Annotated in this window: 21 protein-coding genes; 10 read left to right on the top strand and 11 right to left on the bottom strand. The window is 64.6% G+C overall.

Features of this window, described 5'->3' with window-relative positions; translation table 11 throughout:
• The first annotated feature begins 49 nt into the window (after window positions 1-49).
• Window positions 50-220 carry a hypothetical protein gene (locus LY254_RS03335; RefSeq protein ID WP_247478911.1) on the top strand — a complete coding sequence of 57 codons (171 nt, stop codon included), beginning with the start codon at window positions 50-52 and terminating at the stop codon, window positions 218-220.
• Between the two features lie 129 nt (window positions 221-349).
• Window positions 350-769, top strand: coding sequence for a helix-turn-helix domain-containing protein (locus tag LY254_RS03330; protein WP_247478910.1), 420 nt, complete (start codon window positions 350-352; stop codon window positions 767-769).
• Here the strand turns inward: LY254_RS03330 and LY254_RS03325 are convergent.
• A complete protein-coding gene (locus LY254_RS03325; RefSeq protein ID WP_247478909.1) occupies window positions 766-1,191 on the bottom strand; it encodes an SgcJ/EcaC family oxidoreductase in 426 nt (141 codons plus the stop codon). The genes LY254_RS03330 and LY254_RS03325 overlap by 4 nt on opposite strands.
• Before the next feature lie 42 nt (window positions 1,192-1,233).
• Between LY254_RS03325 and LY254_RS03320 the strand changes: the two genes are divergently transcribed.
• Both LY254_RS03320 and LY254_RS03315 read left to right on the top strand, forming a co-directional pair.
• Window positions 1,234-1,893, top strand: a complete 660-nt coding sequence (locus tag LY254_RS03320) for a ParB-like protein (RefSeq protein ID WP_010317746.1) — start codon at window positions 1,234-1,236, stop codon at window positions 1,891-1,893.
• Window positions 1,894-1,926: 33 nt separating this feature from the next.
• A complete protein-coding gene (locus LY254_RS03315; RefSeq protein WP_010317747.1) occupies window positions 1,927-2,397 on the top strand; it encodes a universal stress protein in 471 nt (156 codons plus the stop codon).
• Here the strand turns inward: LY254_RS03315 and LY254_RS03310 are convergent.
• A complete protein-coding gene (locus tag LY254_RS03310; protein WP_247478907.1) occupies window positions 2,394-3,893 on the bottom strand; it encodes a peptide ligase PGM1-related protein in 1,500 nt (499 codons plus the stop codon). The genes LY254_RS03315 and LY254_RS03310 overlap by 4 nt on opposite strands.
• A 90-nt stretch (window positions 3,894-3,983) precedes the next feature.
• Between LY254_RS03310 and LY254_RS03305 the strand changes: the two genes are divergently transcribed.
• Window positions 3,984-5,348 (top strand): DUF2252 domain-containing protein, encoded by a 1,365-nt coding sequence (locus tag LY254_RS03305; RefSeq protein WP_247478899.1) that lies wholly within the window; start codon window positions 3,984-3,986, stop codon window positions 5,346-5,348.
• Here LY254_RS03305 and LY254_RS03300 read toward each other — a convergent pair.
• From LY254_RS03300 to LY254_RS03285, 4 genes are all read right to left on the bottom strand, one after another.
• A complete protein-coding gene (locus LY254_RS03300; protein WP_247478898.1) occupies window positions 5,332-6,573 on the bottom strand; it encodes a carbohydrate porin in 1,242 nt (413 codons plus the stop codon). The two genes, LY254_RS03305 and LY254_RS03300, sit on opposite strands and share 17 nt — an antisense overlap.
• A gap of 97 nt (window positions 6,574-6,670) precedes the next feature.
• Window positions 6,671-7,729 (bottom strand): phycobilisome rod-core linker polypeptide, encoded by a 1,059-nt coding sequence (locus tag LY254_RS03295; protein WP_371820503.1) that lies wholly within the window; start codon window positions 7,727-7,729, stop codon window positions 6,671-6,673.
• 97 nt (window positions 7,730-7,826) lie between these two features.
• On the bottom strand, window positions 7,827-8,927 hold the full coding sequence (pyrC, locus tag LY254_RS03290) for a dihydroorotase (RefSeq protein WP_247478896.1): 1,101 nt from the start codon (window positions 8,925-8,927) through the stop codon (window positions 7,827-7,829).
• A 27-nt stretch (window positions 8,928-8,954) separates the two neighbouring features.
• A complete protein-coding gene (locus LY254_RS03285) occupies window positions 8,955-9,524 on the bottom strand; it encodes a YqhA family protein (protein WP_010317753.1) in 570 nt (189 codons plus the stop codon).
• A 146-nt stretch (window positions 9,525-9,670) separates the two neighbouring features.
• Here LY254_RS03285 and LY254_RS03280 point away from each other — a divergent pair, with 146 nt between their 5' ends.
• The 5 genes from LY254_RS03280 (at window position 9,671) to selD (ending at window position 15,791) form a co-directional block, all read left to right on the top strand.
• Window positions 9,671-10,735, top strand: a complete 1,065-nt coding sequence (locus LY254_RS03280; protein ID WP_247478895.1) for an amino acid ABC transporter substrate-binding protein — start codon at window positions 9,671-9,673, stop codon at window positions 10,733-10,735.
• Entirely contained in the window at window positions 10,735-11,691 is a 957-nt protein-coding gene (locus tag LY254_RS03275) for an ABC transporter permease subunit (protein ID WP_010317755.1), read from the top strand. The genes LY254_RS03280 and LY254_RS03275 overlap by 1 nt, the downstream gene beginning before the upstream one ends.
• Window positions 11,691-12,902 carry an amino acid ABC transporter permease gene (locus tag LY254_RS03270; protein WP_247478894.1) on the top strand — a complete coding sequence of 404 codons (1,212 nt, stop codon included), beginning with the start codon at window positions 11,691-11,693 and terminating at the stop codon, window positions 12,900-12,902. The genes LY254_RS03275 and LY254_RS03270 overlap by 1 nt, the downstream gene beginning before the upstream one ends.
• 7 nt (window positions 12,903-12,909) lie before the next feature.
• On the top strand, window positions 12,910-13,653 hold the full coding sequence (locus LY254_RS03265) for an amino acid ABC transporter ATP-binding protein (protein ID WP_296421256.1): 744 nt from the start codon (window positions 12,910-12,912) through the stop codon (window positions 13,651-13,653).
• Window positions 13,654-13,736: 83 nt separating this feature from the next.
• Window positions 13,737-15,791, top strand: a complete 2,055-nt coding sequence (gene selD, locus LY254_RS03260) for a selenide, water dikinase SelD (RefSeq protein ID WP_247478892.1) — start codon at window positions 13,737-13,739, stop codon at window positions 15,789-15,791.
• Here the strand turns inward: selD and LY254_RS03255 are convergent.
• From LY254_RS03255 to LY254_RS03235, 5 genes are all read right to left on the bottom strand, one after another.
• On the bottom strand, window positions 15,788-16,594 hold the full coding sequence (locus tag LY254_RS03255; RefSeq protein ID WP_247478891.1) for a hypothetical protein: 807 nt from the start codon (window positions 16,592-16,594) through the stop codon (window positions 15,788-15,790). The genes selD and LY254_RS03255 overlap by 4 nt on opposite strands.
• Before the next feature lie 7 nt (window positions 16,595-16,601).
• On the bottom strand, window positions 16,602-16,886 hold the full coding sequence (locus LY254_RS03250) for a 2Fe-2S iron-sulfur cluster-binding protein (protein WP_247478889.1): 285 nt from the start codon (window positions 16,884-16,886) through the stop codon (window positions 16,602-16,604).
• A gap of 45 nt (window positions 16,887-16,931) precedes the next feature.
• Window positions 16,932-17,618 (bottom strand): response regulator transcription factor, encoded by a 687-nt coding sequence (locus LY254_RS03245; RefSeq protein ID WP_010317762.1) that lies wholly within the window; start codon window positions 17,616-17,618, stop codon window positions 16,932-16,934.
• Between the two features lie 179 nt (window positions 17,619-17,797).
• The gene (locus LY254_RS03240; RefSeq protein WP_247478888.1) at window positions 17,798-18,037 is read right to left on the bottom strand and encodes a DUF3136 domain-containing protein; all 240 of its coding nucleotides are present in this window, start codon (window positions 18,035-18,037) and stop codon (window positions 17,798-17,800) included.
• Window positions 18,038-18,041: 4 nt separating this feature from the next.
• Window positions 18,042-18,260: a CP12 domain-containing protein gene (locus LY254_RS03235; protein WP_247478886.1), complete on the bottom strand. Its 219-nt coding sequence runs from the start codon at window positions 18,258-18,260 to the stop codon at window positions 18,042-18,044.
• Between the last annotated feature and the right edge of the window lie 88 nt (window positions 18,261-18,348).

Raw genomic sequence — 18,348 nt, 5'->3', positions numbered from 1 at the left:
GGGTGATCAGGCGCCGCTTGGATGACGGGGTTGCGCGTTGACCCTGGTCATGGCGAGCTCCAAAGATGCCGCGAGCTTGGTGTTGCTTGGCCTCTACGGCTTCATTGCCCTGCGGCTGCTGTTGACCTGGCTGCAGCGCCGCCGCCAGCGGCGCTGGCGCGGCGCACCCCACTGCCTGTTGGCCCCGAGGACCGTCGCCGCTCGAGGCCGTTCCCGCTGAGCGTTATGCAGGTTTTGCATGGTGCGCTGGATTCCGTGACATTCGCCCTCTTGGGATAGCCGGCTCCCTTAACTTCCTCTCGCAGTTTTTACTCCCCCTCGGTTGGAGCGCTCTGTTCAACAGCGAGCGATGGATCCAGCCGACGCGGCGGTGATGCGCGCATTGGCCTTGTATGTCGCTGAGCATTACGCCAGCGATCTGCGGATGCCGGATCTGGCGTCCCATGTTCACGTCAGTGTTCGCACCCTGCAGAACCTCTTCCATAGCCATTGCGGTGAACCACCGCTCAAGGCCCTCAGACGTTTTCGTCTGCATCAACTCAACAGCCTCGTCCTGGACCGGCCCTGGACTCCTCTGCGTGAGCTCTACCGCCTTTGTGGTTTGACGGGCTCGGTGGCTGATCGCGATTTCTTCCTCGAGATTTATGGCCTCACCATCCGTGAGCACCAAGAGGGAGCACGGCTGAAGTCCACCCCGGTCCCCTCGCCCTCCGCTCTGACGGAATTCCCCAAGGGCGAACTGCGGCACATGCTCAAGGCCGCGGCCTAGGGAAGCAACGAGGAGTGGTGGTGCTCGATGCTCCAGGCTCCATCCTGGTAGGCATAGACAAAGGTGTAACGGGCCCGAACCCAGCCCTGACCGTCCAGTTCAAAGCTGTAGTTGCCGGCGTCGATGGCCACGTTGCAGTCGCTTTGGATCACCCGCTCATCAATGCGGCCGGTGGGGTGTTTGCTCAGGAAACCCTTGAAATAGTCCTCGATTCCCGCCGTCGTGGTGCGTGCCTGGTTCGAGAGGGTGGGCAGCAGCAGCGCATCCGGGCGGTAGAGGGCGCTGACCTGGGCGGGATCCCCAGTGGCCAGGGCCGCATTCCAGCGGTCAAATAGAGCGGCTACTTGGGGATCCGTGAGGGTGTGGCAGCTGGTTGAATCCGCAGCCCAGGCACTGTTCACGCCGACACAAAAAACGGCCAAGAGTGACAGCAGCAGTTGAAAAACCCGGTTTAGGTTCGGTCCATGGCCCTGCGTTTGCCTCCGTTTCATCCCTTGCCGCCCCCGAAGGGCGGAAAGAACGCGCTGCTCGAGGTTCCGATTCAGGATCTGCATCCGACTCAGCTCTGCGTGGGCATGGCGGAGATCGTCAGCCGCCAAAGGGATTTTGCTGAGGATGACCCCAAAGAGCAGCGTCAGTACTTAAAGCGCAAACCCACGCCGCTGGTGCGCTCAGCCGCCGGTGAGCTCTGGATGGTGGATCGTCACCATCGCCTGCGCGCCCTGCTTGAGCTGGATCCCCAGGCCACGGCCTTCGGCTATGTGGCGCTGGAGGTGGACAGCGCCGATCCTGCGGTGGTGCTGGCTGAATTGCAGCGCCGGGGATGGCTCTACCTCTATGACGGTCGCGGCCTGGGGCCCCAGCATCCGTCGGTCTTGCCCCCCACGCTGCTGGGAACCCAGGACGATCCCTACCGCAGCCTGGTCTGGAAGTTGAAGCGGGAGAAGGTGATCACCTCGGCGCCTTTGATTCCCTTTCATGAGTTCCGCTGGGGGGCTTGGTTGCGCAGTCGCCAACTGCCGCCCTTCAGCTCAGCAAAGCTGGAGCCGGCCCTGCCCGCGGCTCGGGCTTTGGCTCGCTCCCAGGCGGCCTCACGGCTGGCCGGTTGGATTGGGCCGTCCTGACTAGCTTTCGGGTAGAGCAAAGGACTGCAGCCGATGTTTCGTCATCTTCTGGTGCCAACCGATGGCTCGGAGCTGTCCCAGTTGGCGGTGGATCAGGCGGTGCAGATGGCCAGTGAGATCGACGCCAAGATCACCTTTTTCCATGTGCAACCGAGCTACTACGGTCGCCCCGATGTAGCCCTCTACGGCGAGGGTTTGGTCCTGGATCCGCTGATGACCGAGCAGTTCAGCAAGGCCAATGCGGACTACGCCGAATCGGTACTGGGGGCGGCCAAGGCCAAGGCCAGTGCCAAGGGGGTGGAGGCGGATGGGGCGACCTCGGTGAATGCCGTGATTTATGAGGCGATCCTTGAGGCCGCCAGCGATCACCAGTGCGATCTGATCTTCATGGCCTCCCATGGCCGCCGCGGCTTGGCGGGCCTGGTGCTCGGCAGTGAAACCCAACGGGTGCTGACCCACGCGGAGTTGCCGGTCTTGGTCTATCCCGGCCGCGGGCAGGACTAGCCCCCGCCCTGGACGCTGGTGGCCTGTTGGATCAGTTGCCCCGCCGTGGCCCCGTAGACCTGCTTGGCTTCCGCGGCGCTGCGACCCACGCAGGTCATCCCCAGCTTTCCGTACTCCGAGAGACATCCCAGCAGGTGAAAGACGCTGCCCCGTAGACGTGCCGGGTCGTAGTGCAGATCGGCTTCGGCGACGATGTCGATCAGGTCCGCCGGCAGCAGCCCCCGCAGGTTGGGATGCGTGAGGTTATCGGTGGCCATGTAGTGCAGGGCCTGACCGGTGGGGGAGAGAAACTCACCCGTTCCCTGATCGAGCTTGCCGGTGGTGATGGCCCGTAGGGCCATGTAGGGGTGGGTGGTGCCGCCTTGCCTGAGGTTGACCTCGATCGCCTGTAGATCCCATTGCCCATCGATCAGGCGGGCAATGAAGTCGACGGCGTAGCGCTCCAGGGCCCCTTCGGCTCCCAGGGCCTCGCCAATGGCCTGGCCATGGCGCATCAGTGTGAGGCGATAGTCCTTGTCCGCTGGGAAGCGGCAGCCGTGATAGGTCTGCCCATTGCTGCCCCCCAGGATCTGTTCGTGGGTGGAGAGCACCTCAACGCGCCCCCCGGGGTGGATGGTTCCTTGCACGCTTGGGGAGCTGAGTTGATCGCCCCCCTCCAGCCAAGCCTCCACCAGGGCACCCTGCTCCGCCAGCAGGGTGAGCCAGCCTTGGGCGGGCATGGGCAGGCGCTCCAGTTCTTGCCGCAGCCGCTGGCGCCGGGCAGCGGCAGAGAGCTCCCGCAGTTGCAACGGGGCGAGATCCAGGGCGGCATTACCCTCACCGCTGATCCCCTCGTTGAGCTTGACCACGCAGCGCCTGAGCTCAGGGTGCGTTTCCCAGAGCGTGGCGGTGACTTCGGCTAGGTCCTCGAGGTTGTGGACCAGATCACTCCCAGGTGGGTGCGGCACCCCGCAACGGGCAAAGAGCTCACGGCTGCCGGCTTTGCTGCCCCAGTGGCCCAGGGCGGGGTCGGTGCCAAGTAGCGGAATCTGCAGCGCTTCGGAGAGACGTTTCTCGAGCTCGGTCACGACAAAGCAACTGATGAAGCTGCGGCCCGGGCGCAGTTGCTCTTTGATGCGGGCCAGCAGGGCGGGGCGCTCCAGCAACTTTTCGGTCAGGGGCCGGTTGGAGGCGTCGTCGGTGTCGAAGAGCTGGAGACGCCGGCGGGCATGGGAGGTGGGGACACCGGGCAGAAGCTCGAGGACCGCATCGACCACCAGCTCCGGCAGCAACTTGCTGGTGACATAGATCGCCCTGACCCCGGGATCCCGAAGCCGAATCAGCGAAAACAGCTGCCGCTCCTCGTAATGGTGCGCACCGGTGACCAGGGCCATCAGCGCCCTGTCCATGCTCAGGGAGGGCACCACCAGCACGTCGAACTGGCCGCCCTTGCCGCTGTGCTCGCAGCCCCAGCCCGGCTGCAGTTGAGCCTGGAGTTCCCGAAAGGAGAGGGCCATAGGGCGAGGCGCTTGTCTCCATGTTTGCGAGATTCTTCCGTTTTGCCCGGCGGCTCGCTAAGTCAGTAGGAGGTGCACCTCCCAGGACCGTTGCGTGCGAGCGACCCCAACGCGGCTGGATGGGAGGACCTCTCGCTCTGGCAACCGCTGCTTGATCGGCGGGATCCGATCAGCCGAATCGAGGAACAGAACAGCACCCGCTTGCCCTGGTTGATCGCCGAGCGGCATCGGCGCATGGCCGAGAGTCCCTTCGCCTGGTTCCGGGGAACGGCGGCCCAGATGGCGGCCGATCTGGCGCCCTTGCCCCGTAGTCCCCATTGGGTGCAGCTGTGTGGTGATGCCCACCTGCTGAATTTCGGTTTTTATGCCTCGCCGGAGCGCAGCCTGGTCTTTGACATCAATGACTTTGATGAGACCGCACCCGGACCGTTTGAGTGGGATGTCAAACGCCTCCTGGTCAGCGCCGTCTTGGTGGCACGCCAGTGGCAACTGGATCGCGAGGAGCAGTTCCGCCTCGCCCGCAAGGTGGCCGCGGCCTATCGCAAGGCGATGGCGGAGTACGCCAACCTCCCCACCCTGAAACTCTGGAACTGCCTGCTCCATGTCGAGCGGTTCGTGGAGGAGCTGCCGGCCACGGCCTTCCGCTCCCACCTTGAGGCGGCGGTGGCCCAAGCCCTGCGGCGCTCGGGACGCCAGGCCATTCAGAAGCACTGTGAGTTCCTGCCGGATGGAACCGCTCAGATTCGTCATCAGCCGCCCTTGGTCTGGCGCCATGCCCTGTTGGATCCCACCGCCCTGTGGGCCTCAGAGCCGGATCTGGATCCTGCGTCCATCCCCAGCCACAGCGAAGCGATCGCCTTCCTACTGGCGGGGTATCGCGAGAGCTTGCCACCCCACCGCCGCTACCAATTGCAGGACTTTGCCTTGGTCGACACCGCCCTCAAAGCCGTTGGCGTGGGTTCGGTTGGCACCCGCTGTGCCATTGGCCTGATGAAGGGGCCCCATCCGGAGGACTGGTTGTTGCTGCAAAGCAAGCAGGCCCTGCCGTCCTGCATCGACCAGCAACTGGGGAATGAGGCGGGGCATCAGGGACAGCGGGTTGTCGAAGGCCAGCGTTTGATCCAGTGCGTCTGCGATCCCTTCTTGGGCTGGACCTCAACGCCCAAAGGCATTCCGATGGTCTGGCGGCAGCTGCGGGACTGGAAGGCCTCGGTCTCCCTCGCCTCGATGAAGCCCCCCTCCCTGAAGGCCTACGCCAAGCTCTGCGCCATGGTCTTGGCACGGGCCCACGCCCGCAGTGGTCAGCGTCAAACCCTCCATGGCGCCCTCGGGGATGACAAGGGCTTTGATCGGGCCATGGCCAACTTTGCCCTGGGCTACAGCGATCAGGTGGAAGAGGACCATCGGGCGCTGCTGCAGGCCATGGCCTCCGGCCGGCTTACAAGCTCAGACTGATCTGGACGCTGGTGGTCAGGATTCCCGGTGTGGGGATGTCTCGGCCACTGGGGTTAAAGATCCACTGCAGGGTGGGCTGCAGATTCAGATTGGGGTTGAGCTGCAGGCGATAGCCCAGCTCCAGAACGCCCTCGTAGGGCTGGTTGGGGTAGCCCGGTGGGGCCGCGGCGCTCAGACCAGCGTGCCCGCCACCGAGGATCAGCAGGTCCTGGGGGCGCTTGGGGAAGACCCCTTGGATCACCAGGCCGCCGCCGAGGAAGCTTGGTGCCTGGTTGAGATCAAACTCCGGCGAGTAGGCCCCGCCGATCCAGACCCGGTCATCGAGGCCCAGGGGGAGACCGCTTTTCCAGGTCGCACTGCCGAACAGTCCTTCGCCTTGGTAGTCCGTGGTGAAGCCGCCGATGGAGAACAGCTCACCGGGTAGGACGCTGCCTGCGGGCTGGCTGCGCTTAGGGCTGTAGTTCAGCTGCAGGATGTGGGCGTCTCCGACCTTGGTGGGCGTGATGTTGACCGGCGCGCCGAAGGCTTGGATGATCGGGATGGCGGTCGTGAGATCAAACCAGCCGTAGTAGACGTCAACATCCTTGTTGGGATGGATGTCGAGCCTTGCGGCCAGGCTTGAAAAGGGTGAGATCGGTAGGTTGCCGGCAAAGATGTTGTAGGTGTTGTTCAACGCCGAGTGCACGTAGTTGTTGAGGATCGGCGCACTCAGCAGCGTTCCATCGAAATCACCATTGATCGGAATCACACCAGCGCGGACACCGATCCAACCCTCTCCGGCGCTGCGCTCCAAGGACAGTTCCGTCGGATAGAAACCAGCGGGGTACGCGAGGGTTTGCGGGAATAAGAACGCGCCAATGCGAGTGCCATAGCTCACATCGCCCGCGACGTGATTGATGTTGGCGTTGATGTGCCAGTGATCCGGCTCACTCCAGTCCTGGATCTCACGGCTCAGACCTGTCCCCAGTTGGAGATCAAGCGATGTGTCCTGGATCCAGGCCGAGCTTTGAGCAGCCCCTCCCAGGGGGTTCGCCATGGGCTCGGCGGTGTAGCTGATCGAGAACAACAACCAATCGGGCAGCTTCAGCGCCTCTTGCAGGCTGAAGGCCTGTTGGGGTTGTTCGCTCGGGCGTGTTGTGCTGTCTTCGCTTGCCCAGCCGTTGCCGCCAAGCAGCAGGCTGAGCAGGAGCGTTAGCGATCCAGTGGCAAGGCCCCGCAGGATCACCGTGGCTCACGCAGAGGTCGACCCATCTTGGCGGGGACTGGCAATAAAAAGCCCCCGGCCGTTTGGCCAGGGGCAGAGGTCATGGAGAAGGGTTTAATCAGCCCTTGGAGCGGCCACGGCCCTTGGCTTTGGCCTTGGGTTGCTCGTCGGCAGCAGGAGTCGGCGCGGGGGCGGGTGCCGAGGAGATGTCGCTGTCGCCACTGACGACGACGCTGACGACGCGGCCGCCCTGGCGCAGGACCCGTTGCAGGGCCTCGTTCATCCGGCTGTAGGGCACGCGGGTGGTGTAGGCGCCGTGGCGGATGAAGCGGTTGTTGGCGATGCCCGTCGCGGTGATCGTGACCACCCGGCTGCCTTCTGCCGCACCGCTGTTCGGTGCTGAGACCAGCAACTCGTTGCTGCGGAAGCCGTAGGCGGGGCTGCCGTCGATGCGGCGGGCGCTGGGCAGATCACCGCTGGGCAGATCGCTCCCGCTGGACATCGAGGCCTTGAAGGGACCATCGGTGCTGATGTGGGCGTAGCGGGCCACGCTGACCGCAGCGCCAGCACCGGGCACCGGGATGGCGCGGTTTTGGTGCAGGGCTTGGCCCAGCTTGAACTGGCTGCCGTTGCGGTCGCCCTTGACCGAGGCGGCGGCGCCCCGGGCCAGTTGCATCAGATAGGAAAACTGACGCCCTTCGTGGCCAACCGAATAGCTCCAACCATGCATGTGGGGAACGCGGTCATTGCCGAAGTTGCGGCTGTATTCGTCGCTATCGATGTAGGAGTCGATCTCCGCGTCGTAGCCCTGCTCCTGCAGGATCGTGAAGTGGTGCAGCATCTCCTCTTTGTTGTGAGGAGCGCGGCCCAGCAGATGTTTGTGGTTGAGCTCGATGAAGCGGTAGGGGTTGCAGCTCTCAAAGAAGCGAGCGCGGTATTGGGCACTCTTGGCCACCAAGCGCACGAACTCGCGCACGTTCAGGTAGCCGTTGCGGAAGAGCGACTCGGTCCCTTCGAGTCGATCGCTCTTCATCACATGCTGACCGCCCAGAACCTGCTGGTAGACGGCACGAATGATGGTGCTCTTATCGCTATCGGAGGCCTGCTGCCTGTGTTCTTTGTTCTGACCGTTTGCAAACCTCTCGATACCCAGAGCGGGCGCCATGACAAGAGACATGTGGATCGGGCGGACTATGGAAGAAGCGCGTGATTCACGCAGCCGCGTGGAAATTAGGCGGATTCTTTTGAGCCGTCGTTGAAAGATTGCGAGCTCTTTACGCTGCTGACGCGCGCCATTGCGCCTGCTTCAGGCGCCAATTCAGGGTTTCCCCGGCGTGAAAGGGCACCAGGGTTGTCGGCGAGCTGCTGCCGTTCTCCAGTTCCATTAACCCTGGGATGAAGTCTCTGTCGCTGCTGCGCTCCAGTTGGATCGTTCCAGTGTTGAGCGGCAGCCCGTAGAAGTTGGGCCCATGCACGCTGGCGAAGTTCTCCAGGCGATCGAGAACGCCCTCCTCTTCAAAAACCTGGGCGTAGCTCTCAATGGCGAAGGGGGCGTTGTAGATCCCGGCGCAGCCGCAGGCCGATTCCTTGGAGCCCCTGGGGTGGGGAGCGGAGTCGGTCCCCAGGAAAAATTTGGTGCTGCTGCTGGTGGCCGCGGCCCGTAGGGCCAGGCGATGGCGCTCCCGCTTGGCGATGGGCAAGCAATAGAAGTCCGGCCGCAGACCCCCCTGGAAGAGGGCGTTGCGGTTGATGTGGAGGTGGTGGGGGGTGATCGTCGCCGCCAGGTTGGCTGGACCCTCCGCCACGAACTGGGCGGCGTCGGCGGTCGTGATGTGCTCCAGCACCACCTTCAGGGCCGGATGACGCTGGAGCAGAGGGATCAACTGCCGTTCGATGAAGACCGCCTCGCGATCAAAGATGTCGACGGCGGGATCGGTGACCTCGCCATGGATCAGCAGCGGCATGCCAATCCGCTCCATGCAGGCGAGCACGGCGCTGATGTGGGCGAGATCGCGCACGCCGGCGTCGGAGTTGGTGGTCGCACCGGCGGGATAGAGCTTGGCGGCGCTGAAGACCCCTTCGCTGAAGCCGCGCTCCAGCTCGGCTGGCTCGATCGTTTCGGTCAGGTACGCCGTCATCAGCGGCGTGAAGGCCGCGGCGGCATCAGGCCCTTGGCTTGCTGTCAGGGCGGCCGTGATCCGTTCTCGATAGGCCCGTGCCTGCTCCACCGTCGTCACCGGCGGTTTGAGGTTGGGCATCACGATCGCCCGGGCGAACTGCCGCGCCGTGTGTCCAACCACGGCCTGCAGCATCTCCCCATCGCGCAGGTGGAGATGCCAGTCATCCGGGGTGCGGATCGTGAGGGTGCTGCTCATCCCTTCGTTTTACACAATGCGCGAGCCCTACTCAAAGGGGGTTTCCCGGGGCTGATTCCAGGTGGAGCGGTTGGGACCGCCGGAGACCAGATAGGCCGAGAGGGCCAAGAGCAGCACCGAGCCTGAGAAGACCAGCAGGTTGGTGGTGTTGTCGATCGGGAAGATCAACATCGACTTGAAGGCAGCCACGATCAAGGCCACCAGGATCACCTTCACCAACTTTTCCTTGAGCACATCCAAGCTGCGGATGTCCAGAAGCCCATTGCCACCAGCTCCGGGGCTTCGCGCCGCTTCGATGTCGGAGATCAGCAGCTCATAGACGCCGTAGCCAAAGATCATCAGGGCGATCCCGATCAAGTAGAGATCGACGCCGCCGACCAGTTCACCCAGCAGTAGGGCCACCGTGCGGCTGTCATCGGGCGAGGCATCGAGGAGCAGCCCCATCGAGTGCCAGATCTCGGAGGTGCCGCTGATGAAGGTCGCCCCGCTGCCGAGCAGGCTCATCACCACGGGCACGATCGCGATCAAACGGAATTTCCAGAGCCAGCGCTCAAAGACGTTCTCAATGGCCCAGCTCAAGCGCTTGATGGAGCTCATCGACGCGTTGCGTTCAGCGATAGGTGGGGTGACCCTAGGCAGAGCGCGTCGGCGTTTTGATGCTCCGATCGGGGGCTTCATGGCCTCATTGGCGATGGCCCAGCCCTAAAAACCGATGGCACAATTCGCGAAATGAGCCCTGGTTGATGCCCTTTTCCCCCCGCAAGGTCCTTCGAGCGCTTCCTCTGCTGGCTGGCCTCGTCCTCACCGGTTGCGCTGTGGAGGGCTCGGGGCCCCAAAGCCAAAAACTGGCCGCGGTGAAAGCCCGCGGGCAATTGGTCTGCGGCGTTGATGGCAAGTTGCCGGGCTTCAGTTTTGTCGCTCCCGATGGCCGCTACCAGGGCTTTGAGGTGGACCTCTGCCGTGCGGTCGCCGCTGGGGTGCTCTCAGATCCCGCCAATGTGGAGTTCCGCGACCTGAGCGCCAGCGAGCGCTTTGCGGCGGTCAATAGCGGTGAAGTGGATCTGCTCTCCCGCAGCACCACCATGACCCTCAGCCGCGATGCGGCAGGGGGCAATGCCCTCAGCTTTGCGCCGATTCACTTCTATGGCGGTCAGGCCGTGATGGTGAACGCGGGCAGCGGCATCACCTCCTTGAAGCAGTTAGCCGGTAAGCCGATCTGTGTGACCACTGGGACCACGACCGAGCTGAACCTGGCGGATCGGATGCGGGAGCTCAACGCCGCCTACATGCCGCTGAAGTTCCAAAACGATGGTCAGACCTATGGGGCCTACCTCCAGGGCCGTTGCGTGGCGGTCACCAGTGACCGGGCGCTGCTGGCCGCCAAGCGCAGCAGCTTTCCCGATCCCAAGGCCCATGTCCTGCTCGCCGGTGACCTGAGTAAAGAACCCTTGGCCATGGGCACGGTCAACGGCGATCCGTCCTGGGCCGATGCGGTGCGTTGGATCGCCTATGCCCTGATGCAGGCGGAAGAGTCCGGCATCACCCAGGCCAACGTCGAGGCCAAGCTCGCTGAGGCCCAGGCCGACAGCAACCAGGCGGATCTGCGGCGCTTCCTGGGGGTCGATGGCCAGCTGGGGCAGCAGCTGGGATTGCCGGCTGACTTTGTCGTTCAAGTGATCAAGGCCGTCGGCAACTACGGCGAGATCTTTGAGCGCAACCTGGGCGTGAACACCCGCATCAACCTGGAGCGGGGCACCAATCGCCAGTGGACCGATGGCGGCCTGATCTATTCGCCGCCCTTCCGCTGATGGCTCCGCCTGTCACCCCTTGGTGGCGCAACCGCCGCCTGATCCCCTGGTTGCTGCAGGCCGCGGTCGGTCTGCTGGTGCTGGTTCTGGTGGCTTTCCTGCTGGGGAACCTGGTGCAGAACCTGGCGGCGGCCGGGTTGCTGCTGACCTGGCGCTGGATCGGCAACCCCGCCGGTTTTGACATCGCCGGCAGTTGGTTGCCCTTCAGCGCCGATCAGCCCTACTGGTGGGCGCTGCTGGCGGGACTGGTCAACACCCTGCGGGTTGTCGTCATCGGTCTGATTGGCGCCTCGATCGTCGGCACCGCCGTCGGCGTGGCCTCCTTTAGTGGCAACGCTCTGCTGCGCGGCCTGGCGCGGGTCTACGTCGAGCTGATCCGCAACATCCCTCTGCTCTTGCAGTTGGTGTTTTGGTATTTCGTCGTCTTCCTCTCCTTGCCGGGTGGTGCCCAGGCAATCCAGTGGCCCGGCGTCGTCCTCGCCCAATCGGGCCTCTACCTGGGGATGCCTGAGTTGGTGAATGGGGTCTGGCAGGCACCGATTCGCCTGAGTGTTGAGTTCGCGGCCCTGCTGACCGGTCTGATCGTCTACATCTCGGCCTTCATCTCGGAGGTGGTGCGCGGCGGGATTGCTTCGGTGCCCAAGGGGCAGTGGGAGGCCGCCCGTGCCCTGGGCTTCAGCCCCCTGCAAACCCTGCGCCGGGTGGTCCTGCCCCAGGCCCTGCCGGTGATCGTTCCCGGTTTGAACAACCAGTACATCTCCCTGGCGAAGAGTTCCTCGCTCGCCATCGCCTGCGGCTACGCCGATCTCTATTCGGTGGCGGAGACCACCCTCAACCAAACCGGACGGGCGGTGGAGGTAATGGTGATCCTGCTGGGGGCCTACCTGGCCATGGACCTGGTGATCTCTGCCCTGATGAATGCGCTGAACCGCGCCGTGCAGCTGAGGAGCCGTTGATGGAGCACTCCTCTTCTCTGCAACGGCTACGGGCCGCCCTGTTCGCCTCTCGCCTCGATGGGCTGATCACTGTGGTGCTGCTGGCGGCCTTGCTGGCCGGCGGCCAGGCCCTGCTGCACTGGTTGGTCTTCAAGGCCCAGTGGGCGGTGATTCAGGCCAACAGCACCCTGTTCGCCATCGGCCGCTATCCCCTGGATCAGCAGTGGCGTCTCTGGCTACTGAGCGTTCTTCTGGCGGCAGCCACGGGGTTGAGCTGGGGATGGCTGCGGGCCTTCCCTCGCCCCGATCGCCGGGCACTGCTTTGGCCGGCGAACGACCGCCTGGCCGCTGCAGTGCTCGCCGGCTTGGCGTTGCTCCTGCCCCTGTTTCTTCAGCTCAGTGCTGCCATCAGCCAGCGTTGGTGGGGGATCACGGCGCTGCTGTTGGCCTGCCGCTGGTGGGCCGGGCGCGTTGGCCCGGCTCTTCCCGCTGCCGTCCGCCGCGGCTGGCCCGTGATCTGGCCGCTGCTGTACCTGCTGGGGATGACCCTGATTGCGGGGGGATTGGGTCTCCCGGTGGTCTCCCCCTCTCGCTGGGGGGGGCTGCTCTTGACCTTGATCGAGGCCAGTTTCGCGATCCTGCTCTGCTTCCCCCTGGGGGTGTTGCTGGCCCTGGGGCGGCGCAGCCGTTTGCCGCTCTTGCGTTGGCTCTCGGTGCTCTACATCGAGTTCATCCGCGGGGCACCGCTGATCACCCTGCTGTTCCTTGGGCAGAACATCCTGGGCTTGCTCTTGCCCGGTGGCTTCTCGCCGGATCGAGTCTGGCGGGCGGCCTGGGTGCTGACCTTCTTTGCGGCGGCCTATGTGGCCGAGGCCGTCCGCTCTGGTCTGGTGGCGTTGCCGCCGGGGCAGATGGAGGCAGCCCGCGCCCTGGGCTTGCCGGTCCATCAGGCGATGCTCAAGGTGGTGCTGCCCCAGGCCCTCCGGGTCGCCCTTCCGGCGATGGTCGGGCAATTCATCAACCTGCTGCAGGACACCACTTTGCTCTCGCTGATTGGTCTGTTTGAGCTGCTGGGCACGGCCCGGGCGGTGATGGCCAATCCCGCGTTCCTCGGCAAGGACGCCGAGGTCTATCTCGTGTTGGCGGTGCTGTTTTGGTGCTGCTGCGCTGCCTTGGGTTTGGGGAGCCGCGCCCTGGAAACCCGCTTGAACTCCAACCCTCAACCCGCCTGAGTCCCCCATGACGGATCGTGACCTGATGATCGAGGCCCGCGGGGTCGAGAAGTGGTACCCCAATGGCTACCACGCTCTGCGGGGTGTGGATCTGAACGTCTACCGCGGTGAGGTGGTGGTGATCATGGGGCCCTCCGGCTCCGGCAAGAGCACCTTCATTCGCACCTTCAATGCCCTGGAGGACATCCAGGGGGGATCGATCGTCGTCGATGGGATGACCCTCTCCGATGACGTGCGCAACATCGATGCGATCCGCCGGGAGGTGGGGATGGTCTTCCAACAGTTCAACCTCTTCCCCCACCTCACGGTGCTGGAGAACCTCTGTCTCGCTCCGGTGCTGGTGCGCAAGCGGAAGAAGGCGGAGGTGGAGCAGGAGGCCTTGGCGCTCCTCGAGCGGGTCAACATCCGCGAGCAGGCCCACAAGTACCCCGGGCAGCTCTCCGGCGGTCAGCAGCAACGGGTGGCGATTGCCCGCTCCCTCTGCATGGAACCGCGGGTGCTGCTCTTCGATGAACCCACCAGTGCCCTCGATCCCGAGATGGTGCAGGAGGTGCTCGAGGTGATGCAGGAGTTGGCCCGCGAGGGGATGACGATGGTGGTCGTCACCCATGAGGTGCGCTTTGCCCGGCAGGTGGCCAGTCGGGTGGTCTTGATGGCCGAGGGGGAGGTGGTGGAGATGGCACCGCCCGAGCAATTCTTCACTGCGCCGCAACACGAGCGCACCCGGCAATTCCTGAGCCAGATTGCCTAAATGGAGAGCCCTCAACCGCGCCAGGTTCAGGCCTACAGCGAAACGAAGGGCATGGATCTGGGCGCCTCGGCCCAGGGGCGACCTTGAGCGGTCCCGATCAGCTGCTGCTGCTGGCGGGGGGTGGCCACAGCCATGCCCTGCTGCTGCGGCGCTGGTTGATGCGGCCGCAGCTCAAGCCCAAACGCACCGCCGTGGTGCTGGTCAATCGGGCCAGCACCGCCCTGTATTCCGGCATGGTGCCGGGGCTGGTGGCCGGTCTTTACAGCCAAGAGGACTGCGCCATTGATCTGCGCGATCTCTGCCAGCGGGCGGGCGTGGCCTTCGTGCGCGCTGAGATCACGGGACTCGACCTGCCGCGCTCCCAGTTGCTGCTGGCCGGGCGGCCGCCGCTGCAGTTCGATCGCCTCAGCCTGGATCTGGGCTGTCAGACCCAACACGCCGAGGGGCAACTCGGGGTGAAGCCGCTGGAGCCCTTCCTGCAGTGGCTCAAGCAGGCACCGCCGTCGCTAACCATCCGCGGGGGCGGTGCCGCTGCGGTGGAGGTGGCCCTGGCCCTGCGGGCCCAGGGGCATCAGCCCGAGCTGCTGCTGCGCGGTGAGCAGCTGCACTTGGGATCGCCAGCGGCGAACCGCGCCGGAGAGCGCCTGTTGGCGGAGGCCGGCATCCCCCTGGACCGCGGCGTCGGTCCCGAGCGGCCTGCGGATCTGGCCTGCACCGGCAGTGAGGCGCCGCCCTGGCTGGCGGCCAGTGGTCTGCCCTGCGATCCCCAGACCGGGCGGATCTGGACGGAGCCGAGTCTGGCGGTGGAGGGCCATCCCCGGATCTTTGCCAGCGGCGACTGCGGGCTGATTCGCCGGGATCCTCGGCCGGCTTCCGGGGTCTGGGCTGTGCGTGCGGCGCCGCTGCTGGCGATCAACCTCAAACGCAGCCTGGAGCAGCCCAAGCGAGCCCTGAGGCCTTGGCGTCCCCAGGCCAGGGCCCTGCAGTTGCTGGGCGATGGCCGCAGGCGGGCGGTGGCCTTCTACGGGCCCTGGTCCTTGGGTCCCTCCCGCTGGCTCTGGCGCTGGAAAGAGGCGATTGACCGACGCTTCATGGCCGGATTCGCCCGCACCGGAGCCATGGTCGCTGGGGCCGCGATGGCCTGCCGTGGCTGCGCCGCCAAGCTTGCGGCCGACCCGCTGGAGGCTGCACTGGCCCGCCTGCAGCCGGGGGGGGACTGCCCACCGCCGGAGGACGCCGCGGTCCTGGCCGCCACGTCAACCGGCGGGTTGTTGCTGCAAAGCCTCGATGGGTTTCCAGCGTTGCTGGATGACCCCTGGCTCAATGCCCGGCTGACCACCCTGCATGCCAGCAGCGACATCTGGGCCTGCGGCGCCCAGCTGCAGAGCGTTCAGGCCCTGGTGACCCTGCCGGAGGCCGCCGCGCCGCTGCAACAGGAGCTGCTCTTTCAGACCCTGGCGGGGGTGCGTTCGGTGCTTGATCCCCTGGGGGTGCCCTTGCTGGGTGGTCACACCCTGGAGGGGCGCGATGGCGCGGGCTTGGCCTTGAGCCTGAGCGTGAATGGATCGGTTGATCCGCAGCGGCATTGGCCCAAGGGGCCCCTGCAGAGCGATCAGGTGTTGCTCTTGACCCGGCCCATCGGCACCGGGGTGCTCTTCGCGGCGGCCATGGCCGGGGTTGCTAAACCCCAGTGGATTGACGCGGCCCTGGAGACGATGCAGCAAAGCCAGGCTCCCCTGGTGGAGTTGTTGCAGCACTACGGCTGCAGTGCCTGCACCGACATCACTGGCTTTGGTCTGCTCGGCCACCTCGGTGAAATGCTCGGCGCCGGCCAAGAGGTGGAGTTAGACCCGGGGGCCATTCCTGCTCTGGCCGGTGCCCGCACCCTGTTGGAACAGGGACAGGCCAGCACCTTGGCCCCCTCCAACGCCAGGGCCCTGGCCCAGCTGGATCCCGGGGGTGGGGTGCGTCTGAGCGCCCCAGCCTCCGCCGTCGATCAGCAGCTCTGGATCGACCCGCAGACCTGCGGTCCGCTGTTGGCTGCTCTGCCGGCTTCCCGCGCTGAGGAAGCCCTGGAGCATCTGGGGCAGTTGGGCTTTGCGCAGGCCGCGGTGATCGCCAGGGTGCTGATCGCTTAGTCGCGCACCAGCCAACCGACCGTGAGGTCCCCGGGATCGCGCTGGAGGTAGAGGTAGCCGCGGGCCCCATTGCTGCGGCGGCCATTCACGATCAAGGCGCTGTAGTTGTAGGCCCGTCCCTTTTCGTCGGTTTCCTGGATGGTGCCCCAGCAGCTCTTGGGGTTGAGGCTGAGCTGGCCGCTGTAGCGCGCGGTTTCGCTGTCAGCGCCATAGCTGGAGAGGGCCAGCCCCTCCACCCGACCGTCTTTCCACTGCTCGCGCTGCACGACGGCATTGGGACTCCAGCCGCCTTGGACTTGGCTGAGCCCCATCTGCCGGCTGACCACCAGGCCGTTGAGGTTGGCGCTGTTGCAGCGCCCGGTGGCCATGGGCAGCCAACTGCTGCTGATCACTCGGCCTTCGGTGCGGATCAAGCCATAGACCGGACGACCGCGACCATCGAGCACCACCTCGCTGCGGTCGATGCCCCAAGGCAGTTGCCGTTCGATCACCGCCACGCAGTTGTTCGTGATCCTGCGCTGGCCCCGATAGGCACTGCGACGTTCTTCGCTGCCCAGTCGTTCCACCAGTAGGCCCTCGACTTGCCCCCCGGGCAACCAGCGCTCCTCCATGAGGCGAGCGGTTGGGGTCTTGCTGGTGGTGACCACGCCAGCTCCCCAGACGGCGAAGCGTCCGCTACTGCTCGGGCAACGGCTCTCGGCGGCCTGAAGCGGATGCATCGGAACTGCCCCGGCAAGCAGTGCTGCAGATAGAAGAATGCGAGCGGTGCCCATGGCCGTACTCCCCGGGATGGCTTGGCGCATCTTGGTGTTAATTCAGCTCGGCGGCTACGTCCGTGCGCAGGAGGCAGTCGCTGCGTGGATAGCTGACGCAGAGCAAGGCATAGCCCTGCTCGATTTGTGGCCCATCGAGGAAGCTCTGATCGGCTTGATCCACTGTCCCTTGCAGGACTTGGGCAGCACAGGTGCTGCAGGCGCCTGCCCGGCAGGAGAAGGGCAGGTCGATGCCGGCAGCCTCCGCCGCATCAAGGATGTACTGCTCGCTGTTGCAGGGAAAGGAGCCAGCCGCCTCAAGCGTGATGGTGTGGCTGGCCATGGCAGGCGGCGCGATCAGATAGTTGGGTTCTAGCCACGCTTTGGCCTAGATCTTCACCATCCCGCAACGCATTCCCTTCAGGACCGCCTGAACCCGGTTGTTGACCTCCAGGGTTTTCAGAAGCCGCTTGGTGTAGGTGCGCGCGGTCTCCTCGCTGACCACCAGTTGTTCAGCAATTTCACGGTCCGTCAGGCCGCTGGCCAAAAGGTCCAGGACTTCATATTCCCTTGGGGTCAGGCGCGGGCAGCTCAGGTACGGCAACTGGCCAGAGCGCAGGGAGGGACTGCGGTAGGCGTGATGGCCCATCACCGCCAGGACAGCAGCCTCCAGCGGTTTTTGGTCTTCGATGAAGTCCGCCTCGGCCACGACCGCCTCCAGCCAGGACGCCTCGGCATGTTCCACCGGAATCGCATCCCCCAAGGCGAGCATCACCACCTTGAGCTGGGGTTGTAGTGCCTTGGCCTTGCGGGCGAGATCGAAGCCGCTGCCGCTTTCAAGAAAGTCGGTGCAGATCAGCAGCTCGTAGGGCTCTTGGCTCAGATAGTTCAGGCAGCTCGCTTCATCGGTGACGGCGCAGCCGATGAGCTCGGTCTCACGGAAGCTCTCGCAGAGGCAGCGCAGAAAAAAGCGCCCTTTCATCGCCAGCGCAACCTTCCCGCTGACGGCAACCGAGAGCAGGACCTCATCAAGGTTGCTTCCTTGCAGCGTCTCCAGATAGGGGGTGAGATCCATCACTCACTCCGAGCGGTGCATCCATCATCGACCTGCGGTGGCCCCGCCGGTTGGATCCTGTGAATTCGACTTATTTCGTGTCTAATCCAATCGCGCGCTCAACAAAAAAATCCCGCACAGCGCTTTTGTGCGGGATTGAGTGATTGACCTCTGTCGCAAGATCGAACACAAAGCCGGTCTCACTCTTTAGGTGTGGACTGTGCTTTGAGCAGTTGGGCGTACAGGTAATCGGGTGATTTGTACTGCCTAGGAAGACAGTGGTGGAGGGTGGCCAATTTTCCCCAACACACGGTTTTTTGGATCTTGTTGAGGGTGCGCTTCTCTGCAATCAGCATCTTCAGTGCCTTGCAGTAGAGCTGATAGTTGGCCTCCAGTTCACCAATGGTGATGCTGGGTGGTTGGGGCGCGGTAGCGGTCATCGCACTAGTCGTCATAGACGAGGCAGCCGGGCGCCTCAGGATTCAGGTCGCAGTAGACCTCCATGGGGCTGGGGTCTTTGCTCTCGCCGGGGTGGTGAGCCTTGTAGGTCTCGAGGTCCTTGAGTTCGGCTTCAAGGTGAGCGGCCTTGGGTTTGTCGCCTTCGTTGCGGGCTTTCTCCAGCTCGCTGCGGTCCAGGGCGATGTGGGCGTCGATGCTGTCCAAGAGCTGGTCTTTGCTGCGGTGTACAGCTAGATCTGGCCGCGTGTCCCTCGATACCCCCAAATGGGGTCGTTGTCGCTCGAGTCCTGCG

Source organism: Synechococcus sp. NB0720_010 (genome assembly GCF_023078835.1).
In the GTDB taxonomy this organism is placed as follows: Bacteria; Cyanobacteriota; Cyanobacteriia; order PCC-6307; family Cyanobiaceae; genus Vulcanococcus.
Note: the sequence above shows the minus strand (reverse complement) of the source record. Positions and strands in the feature narration are given on the sequence as shown.